We start from the raw sequence: 23294 nt of genomic DNA, 5'->3' as shown, positions 1-23294 counted from the left end.
TAGTAGAATTGCAGTATAAAGGAGTTTTTAAATGAGCTGGTATTTAAAAGTAATAAAGAACTATGTAAACTTTGGGGATCGAGCAAGACGGAAAGAGTATTGGATGTTTTATCTGGTCAACTTCTTAATAAGCATGGGGATTTTTGTCATTCAAATGGCAGCTGGCATAGACGGGTGGTTGAACGGATTGTACTCATTATTTATCTTTTTGCCCTCTCTTGCAGTTACCATTCGCAGGCTCCATGACACTGGAAGAAGCGGCTGGTGGATTCTCATTTCCCTGATTCCGGTCGTTGGATGGATCGTTATCCTTGTATTCATGTGCCTGGAAGGCGAAAGCCAGTCCAATAAATGGGGACAGAACCCTAAATTTGGCGGAGGCTATCTATAGTAAACGTCGACACCCGGCATCCTTTGAAAAGGGAGCCGGGTGTTTTGATTTAGTTTTATGACGGAATGGACTTTTGGCTGGTGAAAGAATAATGCCAGCAATTCCCACGCATACTAGAAGTGGGTGATATGATGCGAGGGAAAAGCGATGAAATCCAAAAGTACAGTGATGCAATCGATAAGATGCAAGAGGGACTCGAAGCAATGATCGAATTGTATAATGATATGGAAGAAGACACTCCGTTTATCGATTTGGAGGAAGGGGTCCTTGAAGACCTAGAGAAAGCGAAACGTATTTACGGAGAAGAATATGTGAGCAAAAAGGTCAATACGATTCTGAAAGAGGTGCTGACCTGGCTTGATTTAGAGGAAGATAAGAAAAAGTAACCTGCTTTAACTGTCAAAGATGGATGGATAATAAAAGACCCCTGACACCATTAAATGTGTCAGGGGTTTTGAAATTCTTACAATCCAACAGAAATATATTTAACCTCCAGGAATTCCTCGATTCCCTGATGTCCGCCTTCCCGTCCGAGTCCGCTCTGCTTGAATCCGCCGAACGGAGCCTGAGGTGTGGAAGGGACGCCGTCGTTCAGGCCGACAATCCCATATTCAAGCTGCTCGCAGATCTGGATGCCCCGTGTGATATTCTCTGTAAACACATAGGCAGCAAGTCCATAGATCGAATCATTGGCTCGCTCGATTGCTTCTTCCTGAGTCTTGAATGTTGAAATCGGGGCAAGAGGCCCGAATGTTTCGTCCGTCATACAAATCATGTCTTCACTCACATCAGTGAGGACGGTGGGTTCGAAGAAAAGCCCTTTGCCGGCTTTACCTCCTGTGACCACTTTTGCCCCTTTGCTTACAGCATCATCGATATGCTTCTGGACTTTTTCCACTGCATCTTCATCGATGAGGGGCCCGATGTCAACGCCTTCTTCAAGTCCGTTTCCGACTTTCAATTCTTTCACTTTTTTCACCAGTCGCTGAGTGAATTCTTCAGAGATATCCTCATGCACATAAACACGGTTTGAGCACACACATGTCTGACCGGCGTTACGGAATTTGGATGCGACGACGCCTTCGACTGCTTTATCAATATCACAGTCGTCCATCACGATGGATGGGGCATGACCGCCAAGTTCAAGTGAAATTTTCTTTATCGTATCAGCAGAGCCTTTCATAAGCTGTCTGCCTACTTCCGTCGATCCGGTAAAGGTAAGCTTGCGCACGCGCATGTCCTCAAGCCATGCTTCACCGATCGCTTTCGAATCTCCGGTGACGACGTTGATGACTCCTTTCGGGATACCCGCCTTTTCAGCAAGAGCAGCCATTTTCAAAGCGGTCAGTGGTGTCAGGTTGGCCGGCTTGATGACGACGGTACAGCCGGTCGCAAGGGCCGGAGCCACTTTTCTCGTGATCATCGCAGCTGGGAAGTTCCAAGGAGTGATGACCGCCACGACACCGACAGGCTGCTTCGAAACAAATAATCTCTTGTTGGTCTGGGTAGCCGGGATTTGTTCACCATAAACCCGTTTTCCTTCTTCTGCGTACCAGGAAATGAAGCCGTTGGCATATTGAATTTCACCCGCTGCTTCTTTAAGGGGCTTACCTTGTTCCCTTGTCATGGTTTCAGCCAGGTCTTCTTTATGATCATTGATGAGGTCGTACCATTTTCGGATGAGCTCGCTTCTCTCGTAGACGGATTTCTTTGACCAGTCACGGAATGCTGTATCCGCTGCGTCGACCGCACGCACCGCTTCATCTTTACCGCCGCGTGGAATCGTCGCCACAACCTCTGATGTAGCAGGATTCGTCACCTCCGTCTTTGGCAGGTCGTTCCCGATTTCTTCACCGTTTATGAGCATATTGTAGTGTTGCATGTTTTGCCTCCTCTTCAAATATTAAGAAATTCTTTTAATTTCATCTTCTTCTAAATCTTTAGTGAATATTTTATCATTTTCTCCTTTGAAAAACTTCTTTCCATAAATGAGTACACAAAGAATGATTCCGACTGCAAAGCCCCAGGTGGCTCCTTTAGTGGCAAGTACTGCGCCAATGATCCCTGCAATCCCGAGATCCCTATGACTGCGGGCTTCGAGGATACCTACCCGGACACTGACGTAGCCCTGGATTAATAGAGTAAGAGCAAGGGCAATTCCGAGAATGGGTTCTACTAAACTCACAATCGGAAGCAATAGAAGCCCGGTGTTGGTCCCCCACCGAAAGGAGCCCGATCCTCCAAAGATAGAATTCATCGCTTTTTTTCCTTCTTTGAACCGTTCGATGACAACGACCTGCATGGCTGCCCATAAGGGACCTGCCATCGTCACATCAGGACCGAGGATACTCATGATCGTATTCCGTCCCCCAAAAATCATATGAGCCCGGTTTGGATTATAGTCGATTTTCTCATCACGCCGGACATCATCAGCTTCTTCAACCAATGCCTTACTCTGCAGGACATCACCGAATAATACAATATATGCTGCCAGTACTGTTGGCAGGGCAGTCAAAAATAACATAGCTGATGGGAAGCCTATCCCAAATACGGTATATTCACTCCATAGAGTACCGAAATCCGGATTTATCAGGCCCCATTCAATCGAAGGCCAAGGTGCTTCACCGAATAAAGGAGCAATGATAACTGCTAGAATAATGATAGGGAAAATACCGAGCTTCCCAATTAATCCCCAGAGTGCGCTTTTGTTTTTAAGTTGATTGAAATGCTGCGAGAAAATGATGTAAAATGCGATTCCTACAGCGATTGAGATGGTCCATGGGAAACTTTCGAAACGGCCTCCAACCTGAAAAACCGAGATGACCGCAGCGAATCCTGCACCCAGAATGACGCCAGATTTAATCGCCGGTGGAACAAACGATACCACTTTCTTTGCAAGTCCTGTCACCCCTAAGAAAATAGAGAAGAGCCCAAGGGTGAGCTGGAAGGCAACCAGTGCGTGCACCCTGTCTACACCTTCTGGAAACGTTGATACATAAGCCATAATTAACGGGATGGCCGGTGTGATCCAGCCAGGAACAACCGGATCGCCAAGTAAATGATGAGTCAAATAAAGCAAACCATTCAGTAACACTACGGCCAAAGCGACTTCAAATGGCATCCCCAATAATTCGATCATCAATGGAATGGCAGCTAAATCCACGGCACACATGAGCAGTCCCTGTACATAGTCGGGCCATTCAAACTTATAATGTATAAAGGGAAGTCTTAATTTAAATGGTCCCATAGGGATGTATGGTGATTCTTCACCATGTTTACGGTTTTTCCACATATTATATACCCCTTTTCAACAATAGTTATTACTCTTTTCTAAGCTTTTTCATCCCATCCTTCAAATCAAAACTGCTTAGTAAGCAGCCTGATAAATTTGTTCGATTTCTTTTTGAGTCAGTTTACGAGGGTTGTTGTTTAAGAGACGTTCAATCTTGCTTGCATCTTCAGCCATTTCCCGAATATCGCTTTCAGGAATGGAGAAGGCCCGTAATCCAGAAGGAATATTAACTGCAGTGCACAACCGTTTCATTGCTTGAACGGTTTGATCTGCGGCATCAGCGTCAGATAAATGACTAACTTTTTCACCTAAAGCTGATCCGATATCCCTGAAACGCTCCATGCAGGAAATCTTATTCCATTCCATTACGTAAGGAAGAAGCAGGGCATTGCTTACTCCATGTGGAATATGGTAACGCCCCCCAAGCGGATAAGCGAGGGCATGTACAGCGCCCACTCCGGCGTTTCCAAATGCCATACCTGCCATCAAACTTGCGGTTGCCATGTTTTCACGTGCTTCCAAATGGGATGGGTTGGCGTATGCTTTTGGCAGATTGTCAGCGATCATTTTAATGGCATATATAGCGAGTGCATCTGTGATTGGCGATGCGTGCACCGAGATATAGGCCTCGATTGCATGGACAAGTGCATCAACACCGCTTGCAGCCGTGACAGAAGGAGGCATCGTCAAGGTCATCTCAGGGGCAACTATCGCGACATCTGGCAGCAGATAATCACTGACAATTCCTTTTTTCAGTTGAGCTTCCTTATCAGAAAGAATGGAAATATTCGTTACTTCAGAGCCAGTCCCCGCTGTAGTGGGAAGAGCGATAATCGGAGCGCCTTTCTTCGGTACGAGGTCTGTCCCTACTAAATCCGTAAGCTTTCCATCAAAGCCTGCAAAAGCCGATACACTTTTGGCGATATCGATGGCACTTCCTCCACCTATGGCAATCAGTCCATCATGGGCACCTTCGTTGAACATGTTTGTACATTCGTGCACGACTGAAAATTCAGGCTCAGGTTTTACTCCTGTATATAACCCGACCGTAAGCCCTTTCAAAAACGGTGTGACCTGATCGACGACGCCTAATTTTTGAAGAATTTCGTCCGTCACAATAAGAGGTTTTTTGATATCCAGACGCTGAATTTCATTTGGGATTGTTTCTATGGCACCTTTCCCGGTAATGAGTTTGTTTGCAATTTTAAATGTGGATATTGACATGATGACGTGCTCCTTTCTTATTTATGAAATCGTAGATAGCTTTTAGAAAAAACTCTTTGTAATCATTAATGCAATTTTTGTGCCAACTTTCAGAAAAGTTAGAATGGAAGGGGTTGAAGAATGTAGGGGGGGAGGGGATGATTAGTAAATAAATCAAAAACGGGAGATTTGATTAAAAAAATAATCAAATCTCCCATTTTTTCATTTTCTGTACGATTGTTGACTGGCTGACTTGTAATACATCGGCTGCTTTACGTGTTGTTTTGTATTTCTTCAATGCCCTTGTAATTAAATTTCTTTCTAAGCTGTCTACCGCTTCTTTTAACGGTATGATTTCCATTTCAGTTGAGAAGCTCTCTTGCTTGTTGCTTATTTCTGAGAGTTCATAAGGCAAATCCTTTGAAGCTATGGTTTCGAAAGGTGATGTGACCACTAACCGTTCAATGCAATTTTTTAATTCCCGGATATTTCCCGGCCATTTATATTCATGAAGGATATTCAATGCTTCAATACTTAATGTCTTGCTCAATCCATATTCTATATTAAATTTCTCAAGAAATTGCTCTGCCAGGGGGATGATTTCTTCCTGCCGTTCCTGTAAGGAAGGGATTTCAATTGGCACCACGTTTAATCGATAATAAAGATCTTCCCGAAACTCTCCATTCTTTACAAGCTCTTTAATATTCTTGTGTGCGGCGGCAATGATCCTTACATTGATTTGTTTCAGTTTTGAAGCCCCAATCGGAATGAAAGCCTGGTCTTCGATGACCTTTAGTAATTTAACTTGTAGTTCCAAAGGCAGATCCCCGATTTCATCAAGGAATAAAGTCCCGTTATCGGCAATTTCCAGCAGCCCTTTTTTTCCTTTCGCCAGAGCTCCTGTAAATGCCCCGGGTTCATACCCGAATAGTTCAGCTTCGATTAAGCTTGAAGGGAGGGCACTGCAATTCAGCTCCAGAAAGCTTCCTGCGGTACGGGTTGAGTGTTCGTGAATATACTTCGCGACCATTGTTTTACCTACACCGGTTTCACCTTGAAGGAGTACCTTAGCATCCGTTTTCGCCACTCGATCAATGATTTGGAATGTCTTTTTCATTTTTTCACTATGATAGAATGATGATTGTGGTGAATCGTTCATGAAGGTTGCTTTTGTACTTTGCCTGAGATTCTTTAATTCTTGCAGCTCTTCAATCCGGAGTTTGAGCTTCAAAAGTTCAGTGATGTCCCTTACGCTGTTAATGACATAAAGAATCTCCTTTTTTTCATTGAATATAGGGGTACCCGATACAATGATCTTGCGGCCGTTATGAATGGTCTGCATCAGTGTAACGGGTTTTTTTTCTTTAATTACCTGGATGGAAGCGGATTTTGAAATATAGCCTTCCTTAATGATTTCTTCCATATGATAACCGATCAGCTGCTGGGGTTTCAGGTCCGTAATCCTTTCATATGCCTTATTTATTTTGACCGTTATCCCATACCCGTCTGTGATAAATACGCCATCATAAAGGGAATTGATGATGTTAGTGAAAATTTCGTTCTCAAGCAATTCACTATATTCATTCATTACTCTTGCCTGCTTATTAGTGGTATGGAGGTCTGTTGACAGCTTATGGATAATTTCTCCTACTGATAAATGCGATGGTACCTCCTGGAATATCTCCTTCAATTCATCCAGCGTCAAAATGCTAATCGTTTTACCTTCTTCATCATGAACCTCCAAACACTCTTCTTCAGAAGAAGAGAACAGTTCAACTGCTCGCTCTAGATCATCTGAAACTCCAATCCGCATTTTGAAACCTCCCAAGTCCAAAATCATAATCTTTTTATCATACTATCACACTTTAACGCACCGAGGGACGGGCCTTAACACTAAAGGCCCGTCCCCTCAATCAACTCCCGTTATGCGTTGCAGCGGTCGCACCGCCGATGGCTGCGATCGTTGCGGATTGCTGTGCCTGAATGAGCGCTTCGATGGTCGTGGACAGATTCATCTGCAAGAGGGATGAATTATCAATTTGATTGCTGAGGTGAAGATTGACAGCCATCATGAAATTCATGTCCTTTTGCCAGCGGATTTTTTCATTCAATGATTCCCGGATTTCCTTTAATTCACTGATTTGATCTTTGCCGTTTTTTAAAAAGGCAAGCATGGCGACCTGTGGATAGAACATGGATTTCGGCCGGATGCCTTCTTCTTTTAAACAATCGAAGATTTCCGTACAGCGTGTCACCAGGTCATCCGGATCCTCGTCTTCGACAAGCGAAAGGATGTGGCTCATCGTCTGAAGGTCATTACCTTTATTGAAACCGGAAAGGTTCAGCTTATCGTAGAAATATTCGATATGGTCAATCAAGAGGTCCGTATCCTTTGTTCTTTGAGCAAGAAGCATCGCAAGCGGATAGTCGCTTTGGCCTGTAAGGAAGAAATGCTTCTTTCTCATCTTCTTGTACACTTCCATTGCACGGGAGGATGTCTCTCCATCAGTGTTTTCAGCGCTGATCAGTACCATAGCGGAAATATAGGTATACGCTCCCATCGAGAAACCTTCATCCACCAGTGCTTTGTACGTTGAAATGAACGATTGAAACGCTGTTTTGGGGTCTTGAAAGCGGGTGATGAGCATCGCTGCAAACAGATAGCGCTGATGGGAATGAAGCGTGGTAAAGAATCCGACTTTCTTTTTAATGAAGTCTGCCATTGCCTCAAGCCGGTCGCCATCAAATTCAAGATTCTCGGTCACATAAAGGGAAGCGATCAACATGACGGAACGCTGGTCGGTGACCTTCCAGCTGAGTTTCTTTTTTGCGCCTGCATATATATCTTTATACGTTTCGATTTTGTTCAACCGTATCACGTCCTTAAGAGAAGTTGTTTAGTTTATATACGGATGAAAAATGGAAAAGTTTCGTCAATTCGGAAATCGTTACGCGAGAAGTTTAGTTAAAAAGAAATAAGCCTGCTCATAAAAAAGCAGGCTAAAGATCTTCGTCATCTTCAACCAGATGCTTAAGCATCGACAGTTTATTATTCCAGAAACGTTCATAGTAGGACAGCCAGTCCTTGAGTTCAGTCAGGGGTTCAGGATGAAGGCTGTATATTTTTTCACGACCGACTTTTTTACCGCTGACAAGGTCTGCCTCGGTAAGAATCCCGAGATGCTTGGTGACCGCGGTCCTGCTGATGGAGAAATGGGAAGTGATGTCCGAAATCGGACGGTCTTTTTCGGAAAGCAGGCGCAGCATCTCCCGGCGGGTCGGATCTGCGATTGCATGAAAGACATCGTGTTTCACCGCTCCCATTTATTCCTCCACAACCTTCCTCAGGCGATCATTCACAAGTCCGGACCAGCCGTTGTTCATGCGGTCGCGAATGATGGAAGCCTTCTCGCCGGCTTTCGAGATCGTATCATCCGATTCTTTCCAGCCTGCATGTACGACCGTGAATTCTGTCTGGTTTCCAAGATCTTTCAACTGGAACGTCACAACCCAGCCGTCGGTGTCCCACGCAAATGAGAGTTTGTTCGGTTCATCGATCTCCAGCACTTTGCAGGGAGAGGGGCCGAAAGGGGATTGAATATGGAATTCATGGCCGACAACAGGCTCAAAGTCATTCGGCATGAACCACGCAGAAATTCCCTCTGAAGTTGAGACAGCATCCCACACTTTTTGGATGGATGCATCGAAAATCGCTGTCTGTTCAATATCTTTCACTAGATTTGTCATTTGACCTCCTGCTTTCTAAGTAAAATAACACCATATGGTTTCGTTTATTAATATAACACCTTTTGGTTATATGTCAACTAACTTTTAATGTGAGAGGATTTTTTCGATATTCTTATATTTCCTATAAATGGTTACTTTGAATCATTACTAATTACCTATTAAATTAAAGTCGGTAATTGATTTTCTATTAGTAGAAAGAGACTTCAACTTCATCCCAATAAGGATATATTGTGCACCTGCCTTTTTTCAGAAAAACATGTACCAATACTGCTTGTCTTCCATAGTATGTATGGAATCTATTAATTGAAAGGATGAACAAGATGGGAAAAGACATTAGATCCATCCGGGGCAATCAAACGCCCAACCCGAACCCGATTGGTCCGGAATGTATCAGAGTACAAAAAGTATACGACTGGGTAGTGATCTCGGACAGATACTCCAATAAAGTAGATCTTCCAGATGACTGTATTGCTGCAATTGCGAGTTGCAGTGGCCAAGTAACAGCAACATGCGAAGAAGTGCCGGGAAGCCGTGACTGTGATGAAGTGGCTTCCAGACCGGCAAACGTGCCGGGGGTTGAAGGTGCCCGCATCGTGACCCTGGTATTAAGTACTGAGCTGCGCATTCGCTTCTTCTGTGCAGGTAGTTCGATTTGTGAATTCACCGTACCTGTCAGCTTTACGGATGAAGTGATTCTATGCAACCCTCCTGGAACAGAAATCAACTGTGACATTTTCGATGTGGATTGTGCCGTTGTCCTGAGCAGGTTATTGGATAACAGAGTGTTGATTGATGTTGTCATATGTGCAGACGTCCAAGTAGAAGCAGAAGTGAAACTGGAAGTAGAAGCAAAATTCTGCGGTCCGCGCCAGGCAATCCCTATTGAAAACCTGCGTCCGCAATGTGACCGATTCCCGTTATTCCCGCGTCAATGTCCTACATTCTTCCCGCCTGCTAATTGTGGGTGTCAGGGAAGTGCGTCATTGCTAAATGAACTTCGTACAGTGAATGTACGTTCTGGTGGCGGGTTAACGTCTGTTGATGGAAGATTGACATTGAACACAGTCATTTGTGATCAATGTACGCTCTCAGGCAGTTCACTGACCGCTGTATTCCAGGATTTACCTGGAGGTGCCGACCCGGCAGTAGATCAAAGCTTCACCTTCTTTGCCACCCAATTCAACCAGCCTGTTTGCGGAGCTACCGATCCCCCTACTAACCTTGTAATCACCGGTGTAGGAACATTTAAATTAGCAGGACAGGAAGAAACAAACGCTCAATTCCAAATGACAATAGATGATGCTACTAACACAGTAACTCTTACAATTAGAGAAGAAGGCGGAACTGAGATTTTAGCTTCTATGACAGTTGCAATCCCAGCTGAAAATATCTTTGTGGGGGATTGCGACCAATTCTAACATACCGAAAATAGGGGGGAGGGCTGCTTCCCCCTATTTATTATTGAAATAATTTCGACTGAATTATATCAATCGCCCTTTCATACTTCACATTAATAATAAGTAATACATAAATTCCCTGCTAAAAATATTGCAGACCCAATTATTTATATAGTACTTCAGCCTTTTCTCGCAAGAACATGTACCATTACTGCTTGTCTTCCATAATATGTAGGGAAACTATTAATTGAAAGGATGAAAAAGATGGGAAAAGACATTAGATCCATCCGGGGCAATCAAACGCCCAACCCGAATCCGATTGGTCCGGAATGTATCAGAGTACAAAAAGTATACGATTGGGTAGTGATTTCGGACAGATACTCCAATAAAGTAGATCTTCCTGATGACTGTATTGCTGCAATTGAGGGGTGCAGTGGCCAAGTAACCGCAACTTGTGAAGAAGTGCCGGGAAGCCGTGATTGTGATGAAGTGGCTTCCAGACCGGCAAACGTGCCTGGAGTTGAAGGCGCACGCATCGTGACCCTGGTATTAAGTACTGAGCTGCGCATTCGCTTCTTCTGTTCAGGCAGTTCCATTTGTGAATTTACCGTGCCTGTCAGCTTTACGGATGAAGTGATTCTATGCAATCCTCCTGGAACTGAAATCAACTGTGACATTTTCGATGTTGATTGTGCTGTGGTCCTGAGCAGATTATTGGATAACAGAGTGTTGATTGATGTAGTAATTTGTGCAGACGTCCAAGTAGAAGCAGAAGTGAAACTGGAAGTTGAAGCAAAATTCTGCGGTCCGCGCCAGGCAATCCCTATTGAAAACCTCCGTCCGCAATGTGACCGATTCCCGCTATTCCCGCGTCAATGTCCTACATTCTTCCCGCCTGCGAACTGCCAATGCCAAGGAAGTGCGTCCTTGCTAAATGAACTTCGCACAGTGAGTGTACGTTCTGGTGGTGGGTTAACGTCTGTTGATGGAAGATTGACATTGAATACAGTGATTTGTGATCAATGTACGCTCTCGGGCAGTTCACTGACTGCTGTATTCCAGGATTTACCTGGAGGCGCCGACCCGGCAGTAGATCAAAGCTTCACCTTCTTTGCCACCCAATTCAACCAGCCAGCTTGCATTACTACCAGCCCTGGTGCCCCTCCTACTAATCTGACAGTAACCGGTGTTGGAACGTTTAAATTAGCTGGACAGCAAGAAACAAACGCTCAGTTCCAAATGACCATAAATGATGCAACTAACACAGTCGATCTTACAATTAGAGAAGAAGGCGGAACTGAGATTTTAGCTACTATGACAGTTGCTATCCCAGCTGAAAATATCTTTGTGGGGGATTGTGATCAGTTCTAATATTTATTCAAATAGGGGAAGCTGCTGCTTCCTCCCTATTTTTTATAGAGGTAGTTTCTTTCGACTCTCACAGTGACAGCCTACTGCTACAAATACCATAAGAATAACAGGTTATACATATACAAGTATTCTTACTAGTTTTCAAGAACAGTACACCAAAAAATTAAATCTATTTTTATATAGTGAATCAGTCTCTTCTTCCAAAAACATGTACCACCACTGCTTGTCTCCCATAATATGTAGGGAAACTATTATATTAATAGAAAGGATGAATGCGATGGGAAAAGACATAAAACCCATCCAGGGCAAACAAACGCCTAACCCGAACCCTATTGGTCCAGAGTGTATCAGAGTGACTAAAGTATACGATTGGGTAGTGATTTCGGACAGATACATCAATAAAGTAGATATCCCGAAAGATTGTATTGCTCGTATTAAAAGATGCCTCAAACGTGCCGGGCAAGTAACAGCAACATGCGAAGAAGTGTTGGGGAGCCGTGATTGTGAAGTGGCAGCATGTAGACCAGCAAAAGTCCCAGGAGTTGAAGGTGCCCGTATCGTCACGCTTGTACTAAGTACTGAGCTACGGATTCACTTCTTCTGTTCAGGAAGATTCATTTGTAAATTCACCGTCCCTGTCAGCTTTACGGATGAAGTGATACTATGTAACCCTCCAGGAACAGAAATCAAATGTGACATTTTTGAGGTCGACTGTGCCGTAGTCCTGAGCAGATTATTGGATAACAAAGTATTGATCGATCTTGTCATATGTGCAGACGTCCAAGTAGAAGCAGAAGTGAAACTGGAAGTAGAAGCAAAATTCTGTGGCCCGCGCCAGGCGATCCCTGTTGAAAACCTGCGTCCGCAATGTGACCGATTCCCGTTATTCCCTCGCCAATGTCCAACATTCTTTCCGCCTGACAACTGCGGATGCCAAGGAAGTGCTGCATTGCAGAATGAGCTTCGTACAGTTGCAGTACGTTATGGTGGCGGATTGTTGCCTGTTAATGGGAGATTGACATTAAACACAGTGATTTGTGATCAATGTACTCTCTCAAACAGTTCACTGACTGTAATGTTCCAGGATTTACCTGGAGGTACTGACCCTGCAGTGGACCAAAGCTTCACGTTCTTTGCAACTCAACTCAACCAGCCTATTTGTAGTCTTGCTACCGACCCTCCTGCTGCATTTACAGTAACTGGTGTTGGAACGATTAAATTAGCAGGACAGGAAGAAACAAACGCACAATTCCTAATGATAATAGATGATGCTGCCAACACAGTAACTCTTGCGTTCAGAGAAGAAGGCGGAGTTGAGACTATAGCAGATATGGTTGTTGCCATCTCAGAGGATAATATCTCTGTTGGGGCCTGCGACCGATTCTAAAATACCCTAAAAGGGGGAAGCTGCTGCTTCCCCCTATTTCTCATAGAGATAGTTTTGACTCAATCACAGCAGCCGCTCCCGCAACAGCCAATACTAGAATGACAGGGAAAGCGCCGGGCAAGTATACATAAATGCCTACGATTAATGCTGCACTCCATATCCCGGTACACCAATGACAGCTCAAGAGTTTGCCGATCCAGCTCCTCAGGCCGTTCCCCTTGACTTCAATGGTTTGGACGAGCTGCCCAGCTTCATTTTCTTCATACGTAACCGAGACGAAAGGGTCCCTGATAAACGAAGTAATTTCATCATAGACAATTAAATGGGTCAGCCTGAATGAAGCCAGGATGAGGATGATGAATTCAATCCAAGATAGACTTACCATGCTGCACACCTCCTTCTGCTTTATATTCAGTTTAGAAAGAAAGAGATACTTGATTATTTGCTTCGATTTGAAGATCGTTGTCATTGAAGAAGACAAAACCCTGGATCGACACTTTATCATGTTCTTCCGGCTGCAGGAGGGTCATTTGAATATTTTGGAAAGATTCAAAATGTCCGGGTTGTATTTGAAGCGAATGAACAGGACAAATCCATACTTCCCCTTTTTCCTGAATCTCTTTATGCCAGGAATCATTCAGATATCTCCAGCCTTTTGAACCGTAATCTCCCTGGACTCCCTTTGTCTCGACTACATTCGGAGGCAGAATCTGTCCGGAAATTTTTACGCTGTTCACAGGACTTATTCGAAAGCAGATAACAGGATTCTGCAAAGCCTCCGTTCCTGTATTTTTCAGATGGAAGCTGCCCATGATCTTCACCTTTGAGCTGTCTTCTTTGTGTAACAAGACATGATAGTCAAAATAAGCTTCGGCTTCTATTATTTTCATCTCTTCTGCGGGTAGACTCGTAATGTTGGATTCATGACTTGCCGTTTTACTTGTATCCTTTATTTCAGTGGGAGGAGGGGACAGAAATGAAGATAACTCATTAAATGGGATGAGAGAAAACGAAGACAGTGGATGGTGTGTATTCATATAGGCCAATACACCCATCGTCAGGATCATGGAAGCTTGCTTAAGTTTCATGGTCCTCTCACTAGTTTCCATCTTTTTAGGAAAACGTATTGTCACTTGAAGCTGTGGTGAGGATGACTCAAATTTTTTCCGTGCACAAAATGAGAATCCCGAAGCTTCAACTTGTCTCTGGAGAGAATCAAGCCATGTATGGGAGGAATCGTGATTCGTATAAGAAAGGTCCAATTGGGTTTTTGCTGCATTCTTATCTTCGAGGACTTCTACCATCATTTGGAGGTCAGTGTTTGCGATTTTATTTCTTTTCTTTTTCTTTGTTACCTCAATGCCATCATGAACCAAAAAACCTTCCATTTCCTTTAATATCAGCGATTCTAAATCGCGTTTCCTGTGGGAGTGAGTAACGGATGAACCATGGGAAAGGGCAACTTTCTTTGATGAAGCACGAGGCTTTAATTGTAATGTCTGAGATGAATCCCAAGACGTTTCAAATCCGAGATTGTCAACAAACAGCAGAAATGCAGGAATGGACTCATAAGATATCGAGCCTTGCCTGATACCTGAAATCTCTACAGTTATCTCCATGTTTATCCTCCTTTTAACGGGTAACAGGGAATGGGGCTTCAGTCTATTAATAACCTATTTTCCCCTAATGATGGTACGAGTTTTATTCACTGGACATATATATATATATGTAAAAATAAAGGAGTGATGAATAAATGGCATTTGAGAATTTTTATAACAGTGTTCAAAAGCATCTTAAAGCAATGAATGGCCAGGCAAATAACCAGATGAAAACTTCCTTTAAGAAGCCTGTTAATACCATTAAAAAAACTGCGGATAACGTAGTAAAAGGGTGCTGCGGGAAAAACAAGAAATCGTAATTTTCACCTATCACGGGAACTCTACAATGAACTCATCATACATTGCCAAACAGAGCTGCCCCTTGAGGCATGCGGATTATTATCAGGCAAGAACGGAATGGCAACTGAAATTTGCCGGATGAGAAACGTGGATCGCAGTCCTGTTTCTTTTTCTATGAGTGAAAATGAAATCAGCAGGGCTTTCAAAGGCTTCAAGAACAGGGACGAGGAGTGGATGGCAATCTACCATTCTCATCCCACGGACAGGGCATACCCTTCACAGGAAGACATTCTGTTCCACAATTATCCCGAGATTCCCTATATTATCGTTTCACTTGTTCAAAATAAACCGGCTGTGCGATGTTTCTTAATCGAAAACAGCCTTGTAACAGAGTTGAAGATTGAGCTTGTTTAATTAAAATTCTATAAAACTCGTAATTCATCAGGATTACGAGTTTTTAGCATGCAAATGTGATTTCAGCACACAAGAAAGAAATAGAGATCCCCTTTCACCTAAGCTTCACTGCAATCATATATTAAATATGAGATAACGAAGAAGGTGTGTTAGTATGCAGAATCCAGATCCGCTTTCCTTGGAAAACCTGAAAAACCATGAAGAAAAGCTGACCGCTTATTCAGAAGCGCTCAATCAAATGAAGGACTCTTTGAAAGAATTCCAAAGATTAAACTCTGCTCTGGGTCAGCTGCTGAACAAAAGTGATTTTCCTGCTCGAGCCTATCAGGCGGGGGATTCAATCAAAGATGGAGGCTTAGGAACTGTACCTGGTTCAACTCTATCATCACCCCAATCCTATATTGAACATTCTTTGCCGGAAATTTCTTCAGGAAACGCAGAAGGAAAGCCTTCATCGGTACTGAAGATCTTACTTTCACTGGAGAAAAATTTGTTTGAAAAAGAAAAAACAGCAGAAAACATCAACAGGATCATTGCAGAAATTCTGCCCCGGTATGAAGGGATCCTGGAAGATCTTGATTCTTTTTATAAATCGGTAAGAATGCTTAAACAAACAAGCAGAAAGAAGTGGAGTTATATGTTCTGGAATTCCCAGAAAGATGAAAATCAAGACCATGCAGGAGATAAAATCGACCAGTTGCTGAGTTCGATCGAGCTGCTGAAAGGTGAAGTGTCAGAGAGTAAGTCCCGGATTGAGCTTATGAAGGAGTCGTTGATCACCTATATGAAGAAAGAAGAAGAAAATAAACAATTAATACAGCAATTAAAGCAAACGATTGAAAAAATGAATGAAAATGAGAACAAATACGAGGGAGCCATACAACAAATCAAGAATACGATTTCTAATCAAAAAGAAGTGAATAAAAGAATCAGTACTGAAAACAAGCAATTAAAGGAAATGCTGTCAGCCCAACCTAATCATCCATATGCAAATGAGCACTTTAATCATCAAAGAACCCATGCTGTCCAGTCACAATCTCGAAATCGTCAGCCCTATGCACCGAATGACTTCACGGAACCCTATCATGATTCAGATGACAATCAAAAAAGCAAAGAAGCATTAAGAAAATATTATGAAGCAAAGAATCTGGGATCGTCCTCGTCTGTAATAAATCCTTTCAACAATTCAAGATAATCAAAGGGAGCCATTTGCTGACAGTGAATCAGGAAGGGGGTGAAGATGATATGCGCAAAAAGCGTAAACAAACGGATGAAACCATTCTACTTGAACAAAAGATCCTCTACTATAAAGCAGAGTTGGAAAAATATAAGAGAAAAGTAGAAAGGTATAGAAAAAACTATACGGTTCAGGAGTTTGAGAAAGCGCAGGAGAAGAATAACGAGCTGACAGCGTACCTGAAAGAACTTCAGGAAGAGTTTGCAAAAGAAATCAATGCTTTAACTGAAATGAACTTGCAGTTAACAGGTGAAAATAATCATATTAAAGCGAACCACGAACAATTAGCAGCTCAAGTGAAGGAAAATCAACAATTATCCCTTGAGATTGCTAATTTGAAGCAGCAATTAGTTACTGAGAACGCCGCAGTGGAAGAATGGAAAGGAAAAAGCAAGGAGCTCCACAGTGAATTACAATCGGCCGAGCATGATCATCAGCAAGAAATCTCCAGGCTGAAAGAAGAAATAACACAAGCCGTGTCGATAAACAAAGAACTCAAACAGGAGCTGGCAAAGGAGAAAAAAGAGCAGCAGAAAAAAGACAGGCGGAACAAAAAACTGAGGTCTGAGCTAAAAAAAACGATCAAAGAATTAAAAGAAAAGACCACTCAATATAACAAAATCACTTCCGCTCAAGAAGCTTTTCAATCAGAAACTGAAGAAGTAAAAAGAATAAATCAAGAGCTTGAAACTGACATCCAGAATGCCCGTTCCTTACTGCAGGAGCAGATAAAGGAAAAACAAAAAATGGAAGACAAACTCTCACAGACTACAAAAACCTTAGAAAATACAAAAGAAGAAAAAGATGAGTCGTCGGGAATGATACAAGCATTGCAACACGAACTTGAAGCTTTGAAAGCTAAATTACTGCAGGCAGAAGCAGATAACCACAAACTGATACAGAAACATGACGCCGGTCCTCCCCATGCATCAAAAAAGATGGAGGAACTCCTGGAAGTAAACAAAAAATTGAAACAAACGAACGAATCACTGGTTCGGGCACTTGAAGAATCCAACACTTTGGAAGATGAACAAAAGCTATATCAACAACAGTTAGCAAGATTGGAAAGTCATAATCAAGAATTGATGATGAAGGTCGAGGAGGTTGAAAAAGAGCTGCATAGTTTGTCCACCAATAAGGTCAACCACACATCAAGGAATGATGATAATGGGTTTGAAAAACAAATCAAAGAGTTGTCAAACCTCGCCTCAAAGTATGAAAGTAAACTGACTATGAATCTTTCCATTATTTACTCCATGGAAGAGGAGATAAGGCTTTTAACAAAAGAGATTCACTACCTGAAGGCACAAATGTTAAAGGGGCAGAATGGCTGATCCCACTGAATGGCGGTGTATCAGAAAGCGTGACACAGATCGAGTCATGCTCTCAGTGTCTTGTAGACAGCCTTTTCTGCTCCTTTTGACATTACTGCTGCTTATGTGACGAAGTGGACAGGCGAAACGGATGGGGCTGATTTAAATGTCGAGTGAATGCCAAGGTAATCTATAAAAACATATTAAAGGAATCTCCCTGTTAATTGGAGAATGGTAAGTAGTGTTGAGTACTGAGAAATCTTCAGGCTCTTATAAACTCTCAGAAAATCAATCTGTCACCACTGAGCACAATGGAACCGGACCATGAAACCCGGGGTTGCTATAATTTTTTACATAAGGAGATGAAAACCGCATGGAGATGCTCCAAAGAATGAATGACTGTATCGAGTATATCGAAGACAATCTTCATGAAAAGATTGAGCTCGACGAATTGGCTCATATCACCCTTAGTTCGAAATTCCACTTCCAGCGGATGTTTCATATCGTGACAGGGTTTACTGTGGCGGATTACATTCGCAGGAGGAGGCTGACACTTGCTGCCCAGGAACTGACGGACACCGGCAGCAAAGTGATCGATGTGGCATTTCAATATGGATACGAAACACCGGAAGCCTTCTCTAAAGCGTTCAGGAAAGTTCATGGAGTATCTCCCTCGGCAGTCAGGGAATCAGGGGCGAGCCTTAAAGCATTCCCGCGCATCTCTTTTCAAATACAATTAAAAGGAGAGAAGGAAATGGACTATAAGATTGTAAAGAGGGAGTCATTCAACGTAATTGGAAAAGGGCTGAGGATGAAAACGACCGATGGGGAAAATCATCAGGAAATCCCAAAGTTCTGGAGTGAGGTGAATCATAACGGAACCTCAAAAGCCATCTGCTCTGAAGCAGGGACAGGTGAAATGTTGGGCATCTGTATGGAATTCAATCATCCTGCAGAGGAATTCACCTATTTCATCGGGGCGGAAAGCGAGGGCGCAAGCGATACGTTTGAGTCCAAGGAAATCCCTGCAGCAACATGGGCAGTATTCACATCGGTGGGACCGATGCCGCATGCCATCCAGCACGTCTGGGAGAGGATCTACTCAGAATGGTTCCCATCGACCGGCTATGAACATGCGGGAGGACCGGAATTTGAGCTGTATCCAACAGGCAATGTTGAAGATGAAGACTACCGGAGTGAAGTGTGGATTCCGATTAAAAAGAAATAACGTCAAAGAAGAAGCTTGCGGACTTTACAAGCTTCTTTTTCGGTTTACTTCAATTTCTTAGAATAGATAAGGGGGGCTTCCATTGCATCCCCGTCCTGCTTCACCAATTCTATCAGGCCCACTTCCTCTATCCTTCCCTCAGTGAGACCTACACGATCAACACAATAATGAAAAGCCTTTGACAATCCATCCACTTCAAGCTTGTTAGCAAGAGTGCAGTGGGGGATCCACTGTCCCGGTTCATATAATTTATTGGCCTCTGTGCTGAACGTTTCAAAGTGTTTATGATGATCTGTATGGAAATCCAGCAGCTCCTGCGTCATCGTCGGGGACAAAAACAGAGTATTATAATTTAAGAAAGTCCCCACATGATTGAAGGTGACGCCAAAACTCTCATTATCATCATAAAAAATATCCATCTGCCTTATGTAATTTTCCTTATCCAATTCTTTATAGCTTGCCAGCGTCAGATGAGGTCTGCCGTCTTTAACTTCGTCTATGTAGTAGGAAATATCCTCATCACGCAGCTCTTTCCACACATCTTTTATCAGCTGTTCCGTTTGTTCATCGAACAGGGCAACCACCCAGTACATATCGTAACCACCTTAAATTATGTATACTATCCTCGATACCCCACTTCGGGCGGGGGTAACCATCTCTGGAATGTATTTACGGACTCAAGTGAAAAAAGTTTCAAAACATTGTCCCTGATCCTACAATACTATAAAATCAAACATAGGAACATTGATGGGGTGAGAATTGGTGAATTATAAACGTATTAAACCGCGAAAGATTTATGAGGAAGTGGCCGAGGCGCTGATCGATATGATCAAGTCTGGTCAATTGAAGAGCGGGGACAAGCTGGAATCGGTTCAGCAGCTCGCTGAAAATTTTCAAGTCGGGCGTTCCGCAGTTCGTGAAGCATTGAGTGCGCTCCGGGCGATGGGGTTGGTGGAAATGCACCAGGGGGAAGGGACGTATGTCCGTGAATTTGACAGTAAAATGCTGTCGCTCCCGGTTTACATAGCTGTATTGATGAAAAAAGATGATGTGAAGAACCTTTTGGAAGTGAGGCGTATCCTCGAAGTCGGTGCCGTCCAGGCAGCAGCCGACAGAAGGACGGATGAGCAGCTTGCTGAAATAAAAGAAGCCCTCGACCAAATGGAAACGGCCAATGATCAGGAACTGGGGGAGGAAGCCGATTTCCGTTTTCATATGGCCATCGCGAAAGCTTCTCATAATGAACTGTTGATCGGGCTGATGAACAATGTGTCAGAAATGATGGTCACCACGATGCGTGAAACCCGAAGATTGTGGCTTTACTCAGAAAAGTCGACACTAGACCGGCTCTGGAATGAGCATCAGCAGATTTATCAAGCCATTGAAGCGCAGGATGGAAGCGAAGCACAGAAATTGATGCTCGATCATCTTCAAAGTGTGGAAGAAGTCCTGATGAATTATTTTGATGAGATGAATGAATAACTAGAAGGCCCGTCCCGCACCGCTTTAAAGCAGTGCGGGACGGGCCTTCTTTTGTGGATGTGAGATTATTTTTATAAAATTTAAAAAATACCATTGTGATGTGAAAGCGTTTTAATTATACTGTTATTTATAATGCAGGTCATCTGATGACCTGTTAATGTGTTGACAGACATTTAACGTTATTGAAGGGAGATGGAGGGGATGAGTATTGGTACGCTGGCGTGGATCGCCACATTACCGATTGTCTCTGTGTTTTTATTCTTGGTTATTTTAAGATGGCCGGCCAAAAGGGCGATGCCGGTTTCATTATTGATCACGATTATCATGGCAATGGTTGTATGGAAGGTGCCCGGAAATCAAGTTGCTGCAGCAAGTGTTAAGGGGATTGTGACGGCTTTGGAAGTCGGTGTCATCGTGTTCGGCGCGATTCTTTTATTGAATACACTGAAAGAAAGCGGCGCCATTTTTACGATTCGGAAGGGATTTACGAGTATCTCCCCGGATAGACGGGTTCAGACGATCATTGTCTGCTGGCTGTTCGGTTCTTTCCTTGAAGGGGCTGCGGGCTGGGGGGCGCCTGCCACGATTGTAGGGCCGCTTTTGGTAGCAATCGGATTTCCGGCGATGGGGGCTGTCATGGTCGCACTCATTCTTCAATCGACGCCTGTATCCTACGGGGCGGTCGGCACGCCTATCCTCATCGGTGTGAACTCGGGATTAAAGGATTCTCCGCTTGTCCAGAAATATGTCGCAGAGCAGGGGACGACATTTGACGCATACATAAATGGAATAGGGGGCCAGGTTGCACTCATCCACGGTGTAATCGGAATTTTCATCCCTCTATTCATGGTCACAATGCTCACCTATTTCTTTGGTAAAAATAAGTCGATCACAGAAGGACTGGCGATGTGGAAGTTTGCCATTTTTGCAGGATTGTCATTTACCGTTCCTTACGCATTGGTGGCCAATCTCCTGGGACCAGAGTTCCCATCCCTCATCGGCGGATTGGTGGGGCTTGCCATTGTGGTTCCAGCTGCAAAGAAAGGGCTGTTCATCCCGAAGAAAACGTGGGATTTTGATAAAGAAACGAACTGGGATCCGGCATGGACGGGTACACTGCAAGTGGATGAATCCGATAAGCCGAAACAACATGTTTCTTTCGTGAAGGCTTGGCTGCCATATCTGCTGGTAGCGGTTTTATTAGTCGTTACCCGGGTCAGCTACCTGCCATTCTCAGCCTGGCTGCAATCGTGGGTCATCAATCTGGAAACGTTATTCGGTACAGAAATCACGGTCGCTTCAAAACCGCTGAATCTACCGGGAACAATTTTTATTCTTGTTTCGCTGATTTCAATCTTCATCTTTAAAATGAATATGAAGGAATACTCCCGCGCGGTGAAGGATTCGTTTAAGACGATTGTGAGTGCGATGGCCGCCTTGATCTTTGCAGTGCCAATGGTGCAGGTCTTCATTAACTCCGGAATTAACGCAGCCGATTATACGAGCATGCCGCTGGCACTGGCAGAAGGGATCTCCAGCATCTTCGGAAGTTACTGGCCGCTTGCCGCCCCGACAATCGGAGCGATCGGCGCGTTTGCAGCGGGAAGCAACACCGTCAGCAACATGATGTTCTCCCTGTTCCAATTTGGGGTTGCCGATAATATCCTGGCGGCACCTGCAACGATCGTCGCTCTGCAGGCAGTCGGCGGTGCAGCCGGAAACATGATTTGCGTTCACAACGTAGTGGCGGCATCCTCTTCCGCAGGACTCATCGGCAAGGAAGGAAACCTGATCAGGAAAACTCTGATTCCGATGACATTCTACGTCATATTTGCAGGAGCGATCGGATACGTGGCGATCAACGGGATTGGACTGAATATCGGCACCCTCATCCTGGCTGGTGTCGCCCTATTCATCTTCACCCTTATCTTAAAAGGGGAAAGACAAAATAGAAGAGAAGCAAAACAACTGAGAAAAACGGCATAAATACATGACCCGCCCCTGTCACTTCTATAAAAGCAGGGGACGGGTCTTTTACTTAAACAAAAACAAAGTCATCTGATGACCTGTTGACTATGGTGGCCGTTAGATTTACACTAGTATTTAATAGAATAAAAGAGAGTATTCAGGGAATTACAAATAATAATTTACGATAAAAGAAGAACTCATCACTTCTATAAGGAGCTTCTTCAAAAGAAATGGGGAACGATCATGAAGGTTTCACTATTTGTGACATGTTTAATCGACATTTTTCAGACAGACGTCGGCAGGGATACAGTCGAGCTCCTCGAGAGGCTTGGATGCGAGGTGGATTTTCCGGAGAAACAGACATGCTGCGGTCAGCCTGCTTATAACAGCGGGCATGTTGAAAAGGCAAAGGAATCTATGAAGCATATGATTTCTGTTTTTAAGGCATCCGATTATGTTGTGACACCCTCAGGTTCCTGTGCAACGATGTTCCGTGAGTATCCCCACCTGTTTAAGGGAGATCAAGAATGGGAGGCACGGGCGAAAAACCTCGCCGATAAAACGTATGAGCTCACGCAGTTCATCGTCGAAGTCCTTGGTGTGGAGGACGTCGGGGCAAAACTGGATGGGAATGCCACCTATCATACGTCCTGCCATATGACCCGCCTGCTCGGTGTGACGGAAGCGCCAATGAAACTATTGAGCAAGGTTGACGGGTTGAAAATGAATCCGCTTCCAAACAATCATAATTGCTGCGGATTTGGCGGGACGTTTTCAGTGAAAATGTCTCCAATCTCTGAACAGATGGTAGATGAAAAGGTTACGAGTACTGAAGAGACGGGAGCGGACATCTTGATCGGAGCGGATTGCGGCTGCTTGATGAACATCGGAGGCAGGATCGACCGGAAAGGCAAACCAATCAAGGTGATGCACATTGCCTCAGTCTTGAACAGTCAATAGGAAATA

General features: G+C 43.8%; 22 protein-coding genes and 1 pseudogene. 13 read left to right on the top strand and 10 right to left on the bottom strand.

Going from position 1 to position 23294, the window contains the following annotated elements:
* The first annotated feature begins 31 nt into the window (after positions 1–31).
* A complete protein-coding gene (locus tag AS034_RS00670; RefSeq protein WP_058297079.1) occupies positions 32–391 on the top strand; it encodes a DUF805 domain-containing protein in 360 nt (119 codons plus the stop codon).
* 128 nt (positions 392–519) lie between these two features.
* Positions 520–777: a hypothetical protein gene (locus AS034_RS00665; RefSeq protein WP_082641588.1), complete on the top strand. Its 258-nt coding sequence runs from the start codon at positions 520–522 to the stop codon at positions 775–777.
* Between the two features lie 77 nt (positions 778–854).
* Here AS034_RS00665 and AS034_RS00660 read toward each other — a convergent pair whose 3' ends face one another.
* The 7 genes from AS034_RS00660 to AS034_RS00630 all read right to left on the bottom strand — a co-directional run bounded on the left by AS034_RS00660 (position 855) and on the right by AS034_RS00630 (position 8633).
* Positions 855–2273 (bottom strand): NAD-dependent succinate-semialdehyde dehydrogenase, encoded by a 1419-nt coding sequence (locus AS034_RS00660; RefSeq protein WP_058297077.1) that lies wholly within the window; start codon positions 2271–2273, stop codon positions 855–857.
* 21 nt (positions 2274–2294) lie between these two features.
* Positions 2295–3683: a hypothetical protein gene (locus tag AS034_RS00655; protein WP_058297076.1), complete on the bottom strand. Its 1389-nt coding sequence runs from the start codon at positions 3681–3683 to the stop codon at positions 2295–2297.
* Between the two features lie 75 nt (positions 3684–3758).
* Positions 3759–4907, bottom strand: a complete 1149-nt coding sequence (locus AS034_RS00650) for an iron-containing alcohol dehydrogenase (RefSeq protein WP_058297075.1) — start codon at positions 4905–4907, stop codon at positions 3759–3761.
* A 184-nt stretch (positions 4908–5091) separates the two neighbouring features.
* On the bottom strand, positions 5092–6699 hold the full coding sequence (locus AS034_RS00645; protein WP_205629790.1) for a sigma-54 interaction domain-containing protein: 1608 nt from the start codon (positions 6697–6699) through the stop codon (positions 5092–5094).
* A 100-nt stretch (positions 6700–6799) separates the two neighbouring features.
* A complete protein-coding gene (locus AS034_RS00640) occupies positions 6800–7756 on the bottom strand; it encodes a DUF4003 family protein (protein ID WP_058297074.1) in 957 nt (318 codons plus the stop codon).
* Positions 7757–7886: 130 nt separating this feature from the next.
* Entirely contained in the window at positions 7887–8210 is a 324-nt protein-coding gene (locus AS034_RS00635; protein ID WP_058297073.1) for an ArsR/SmtB family transcription factor, read from the bottom strand.
* Entirely contained in the window at positions 8211–8633 is a 423-nt protein-coding gene (locus AS034_RS00630) for an SRPBCC family protein (protein WP_058297072.1), read from the bottom strand. It abuts the gene before it with no gap.
* A 320-nt stretch (positions 8634–8953) separates the two neighbouring features.
* On the opposite strand from AS034_RS00630, the gene AS034_RS00625 reads away from it, so the two are divergent.
* From AS034_RS00625 to AS034_RS00615, 3 genes are all read left to right on the top strand, one after another.
* Complete coding sequence (locus AS034_RS00625) at positions 8954–10051, top strand: BMQ_0737 family morphogenetic spore coat protein (RefSeq protein WP_058297071.1); 1098 nt, start codon at positions 8954–8956, stop codon at positions 10049–10051.
* A gap of 243 nt (positions 10052–10294) precedes the next feature.
* Positions 10295–11401, top strand: coding sequence for a BMQ_0737 family morphogenetic spore coat protein (locus tag AS034_RS00620; RefSeq protein ID WP_058297070.1), 1107 nt, complete (start codon positions 10295–10297; stop codon positions 11399–11401).
* A gap of 208 nt (positions 11402–11609) precedes the next feature.
* Positions 11610–12788, top strand: a complete 1179-nt coding sequence (locus AS034_RS00615) for a BMQ_0737 family morphogenetic spore coat protein (protein WP_473243009.1) — start codon at positions 11610–11612, stop codon at positions 12786–12788.
* A gap of 40 nt (positions 12789–12828) precedes the next feature.
* On the opposite strand, the gene AS034_RS00610 is transcribed toward AS034_RS00615, so the two are convergent.
* Both AS034_RS00610 and AS034_RS00605 read right to left on the bottom strand, forming a co-directional pair.
* On the bottom strand, positions 12829–13173 hold the full coding sequence (locus AS034_RS00610; protein WP_058297068.1) for a DUF1360 domain-containing protein: 345 nt from the start codon (positions 13171–13173) through the stop codon (positions 12829–12831).
* Positions 13174–13204: 31 nt separating this feature from the next.
* Positions 13205–14407, bottom strand: a complete 1203-nt coding sequence (locus tag AS034_RS00605; protein WP_058297067.1) for a hypothetical protein — start codon at positions 14405–14407, stop codon at positions 13205–13207.
* 134 nt (positions 14408–14541) lie between these two features.
* Here AS034_RS00605 and AS034_RS22595 point away from each other — a divergent pair, with 134 nt between their 5' ends.
* From AS034_RS22595 to AS034_RS00585, 5 genes and pseudogenes are all read left to right on the top strand, one after another.
* Entirely contained in the window at positions 14542–14706 is a 165-nt protein-coding gene (locus AS034_RS22595) for a hypothetical protein (RefSeq protein WP_156416128.1), read from the top strand.
* Between the two features lie 25 nt (positions 14707–14731).
* Positions 14732–15100: pseudogene (locus AS034_RS00600) on the top strand (M67 family metallopeptidase); the annotation flags it as partial.
* 154 nt (positions 15101–15254) lie between these two features.
* The gene (locus AS034_RS00595) at positions 15255–16295 is read left to right on the top strand and encodes a hypothetical protein (RefSeq protein ID WP_058297066.1); all 1041 of its coding nucleotides are present in this window, start codon (positions 15255–15257) and stop codon (positions 16293–16295) included.
* A 50-nt stretch (positions 16296–16345) separates the two neighbouring features.
* On the top strand, positions 16346–17671 hold the full coding sequence (locus AS034_RS00590; protein WP_141687640.1) for a coiled-coil domain-containing protein: 1326 nt from the start codon (positions 16346–16348) through the stop codon (positions 17669–17671).
* 352 nt (positions 17672–18023) lie between these two features.
* Positions 18024–18878, top strand: coding sequence for an AraC family transcriptional regulator (locus AS034_RS00585; protein ID WP_058297064.1), 855 nt, complete (start codon positions 18024–18026; stop codon positions 18876–18878).
* 44 nt (positions 18879–18922) lie between these two features.
* Here the strand turns inward: AS034_RS00585 and AS034_RS00580 are convergent, their stop codons facing one another.
* The gene (locus AS034_RS00580; protein ID WP_058297063.1) at positions 18923–19471 is read right to left on the bottom strand and encodes a 2'-5' RNA ligase family protein; all 549 of its coding nucleotides are present in this window, start codon (positions 19469–19471) and stop codon (positions 18923–18925) included.
* Positions 19472–19640: 169 nt separating this feature from the next.
* Between AS034_RS00580 and AS034_RS00575 the strand changes: the two genes are divergently transcribed.
* The 3 genes from AS034_RS00575 to AS034_RS00565 all read left to right on the top strand — a co-directional run bounded on the left by AS034_RS00575 (position 19641) and on the right by AS034_RS00565 (position 23288).
* Positions 19641–20360 (top strand): FadR/GntR family transcriptional regulator, encoded by a 720-nt coding sequence (locus AS034_RS00575; RefSeq protein ID WP_032086327.1) that lies wholly within the window; start codon positions 19641–19643, stop codon positions 20358–20360.
* Between the two features lie 201 nt (positions 20361–20561).
* Positions 20562–22346, top strand: coding sequence for an L-lactate permease (locus AS034_RS00570; RefSeq protein ID WP_058297062.1), 1785 nt, complete (start codon positions 20562–20564; stop codon positions 22344–22346).
* Positions 22347–22571: 225 nt separating this feature from the next.
* Complete coding sequence (locus AS034_RS00565; RefSeq protein ID WP_058297061.1) at positions 22572–23288, top strand: (Fe-S)-binding protein; 717 nt, start codon at positions 22572–22574, stop codon at positions 23286–23288.
* Positions 23289–23294: the final 6 nt, after the last annotated feature.

The sequence above is a fragment of the [Bacillus] enclensis genome (assembly GCF_001456935.1).
GTDB classification, from domain to species: domain Bacteria; phylum Bacillota; class Bacilli; order Bacillales; family Bacillaceae_B; genus Rossellomorea; species Rossellomorea enclensis.
Note: the sequence above shows the minus strand (reverse complement) of the source record. Positions and strands in the feature narration are given on the sequence as shown.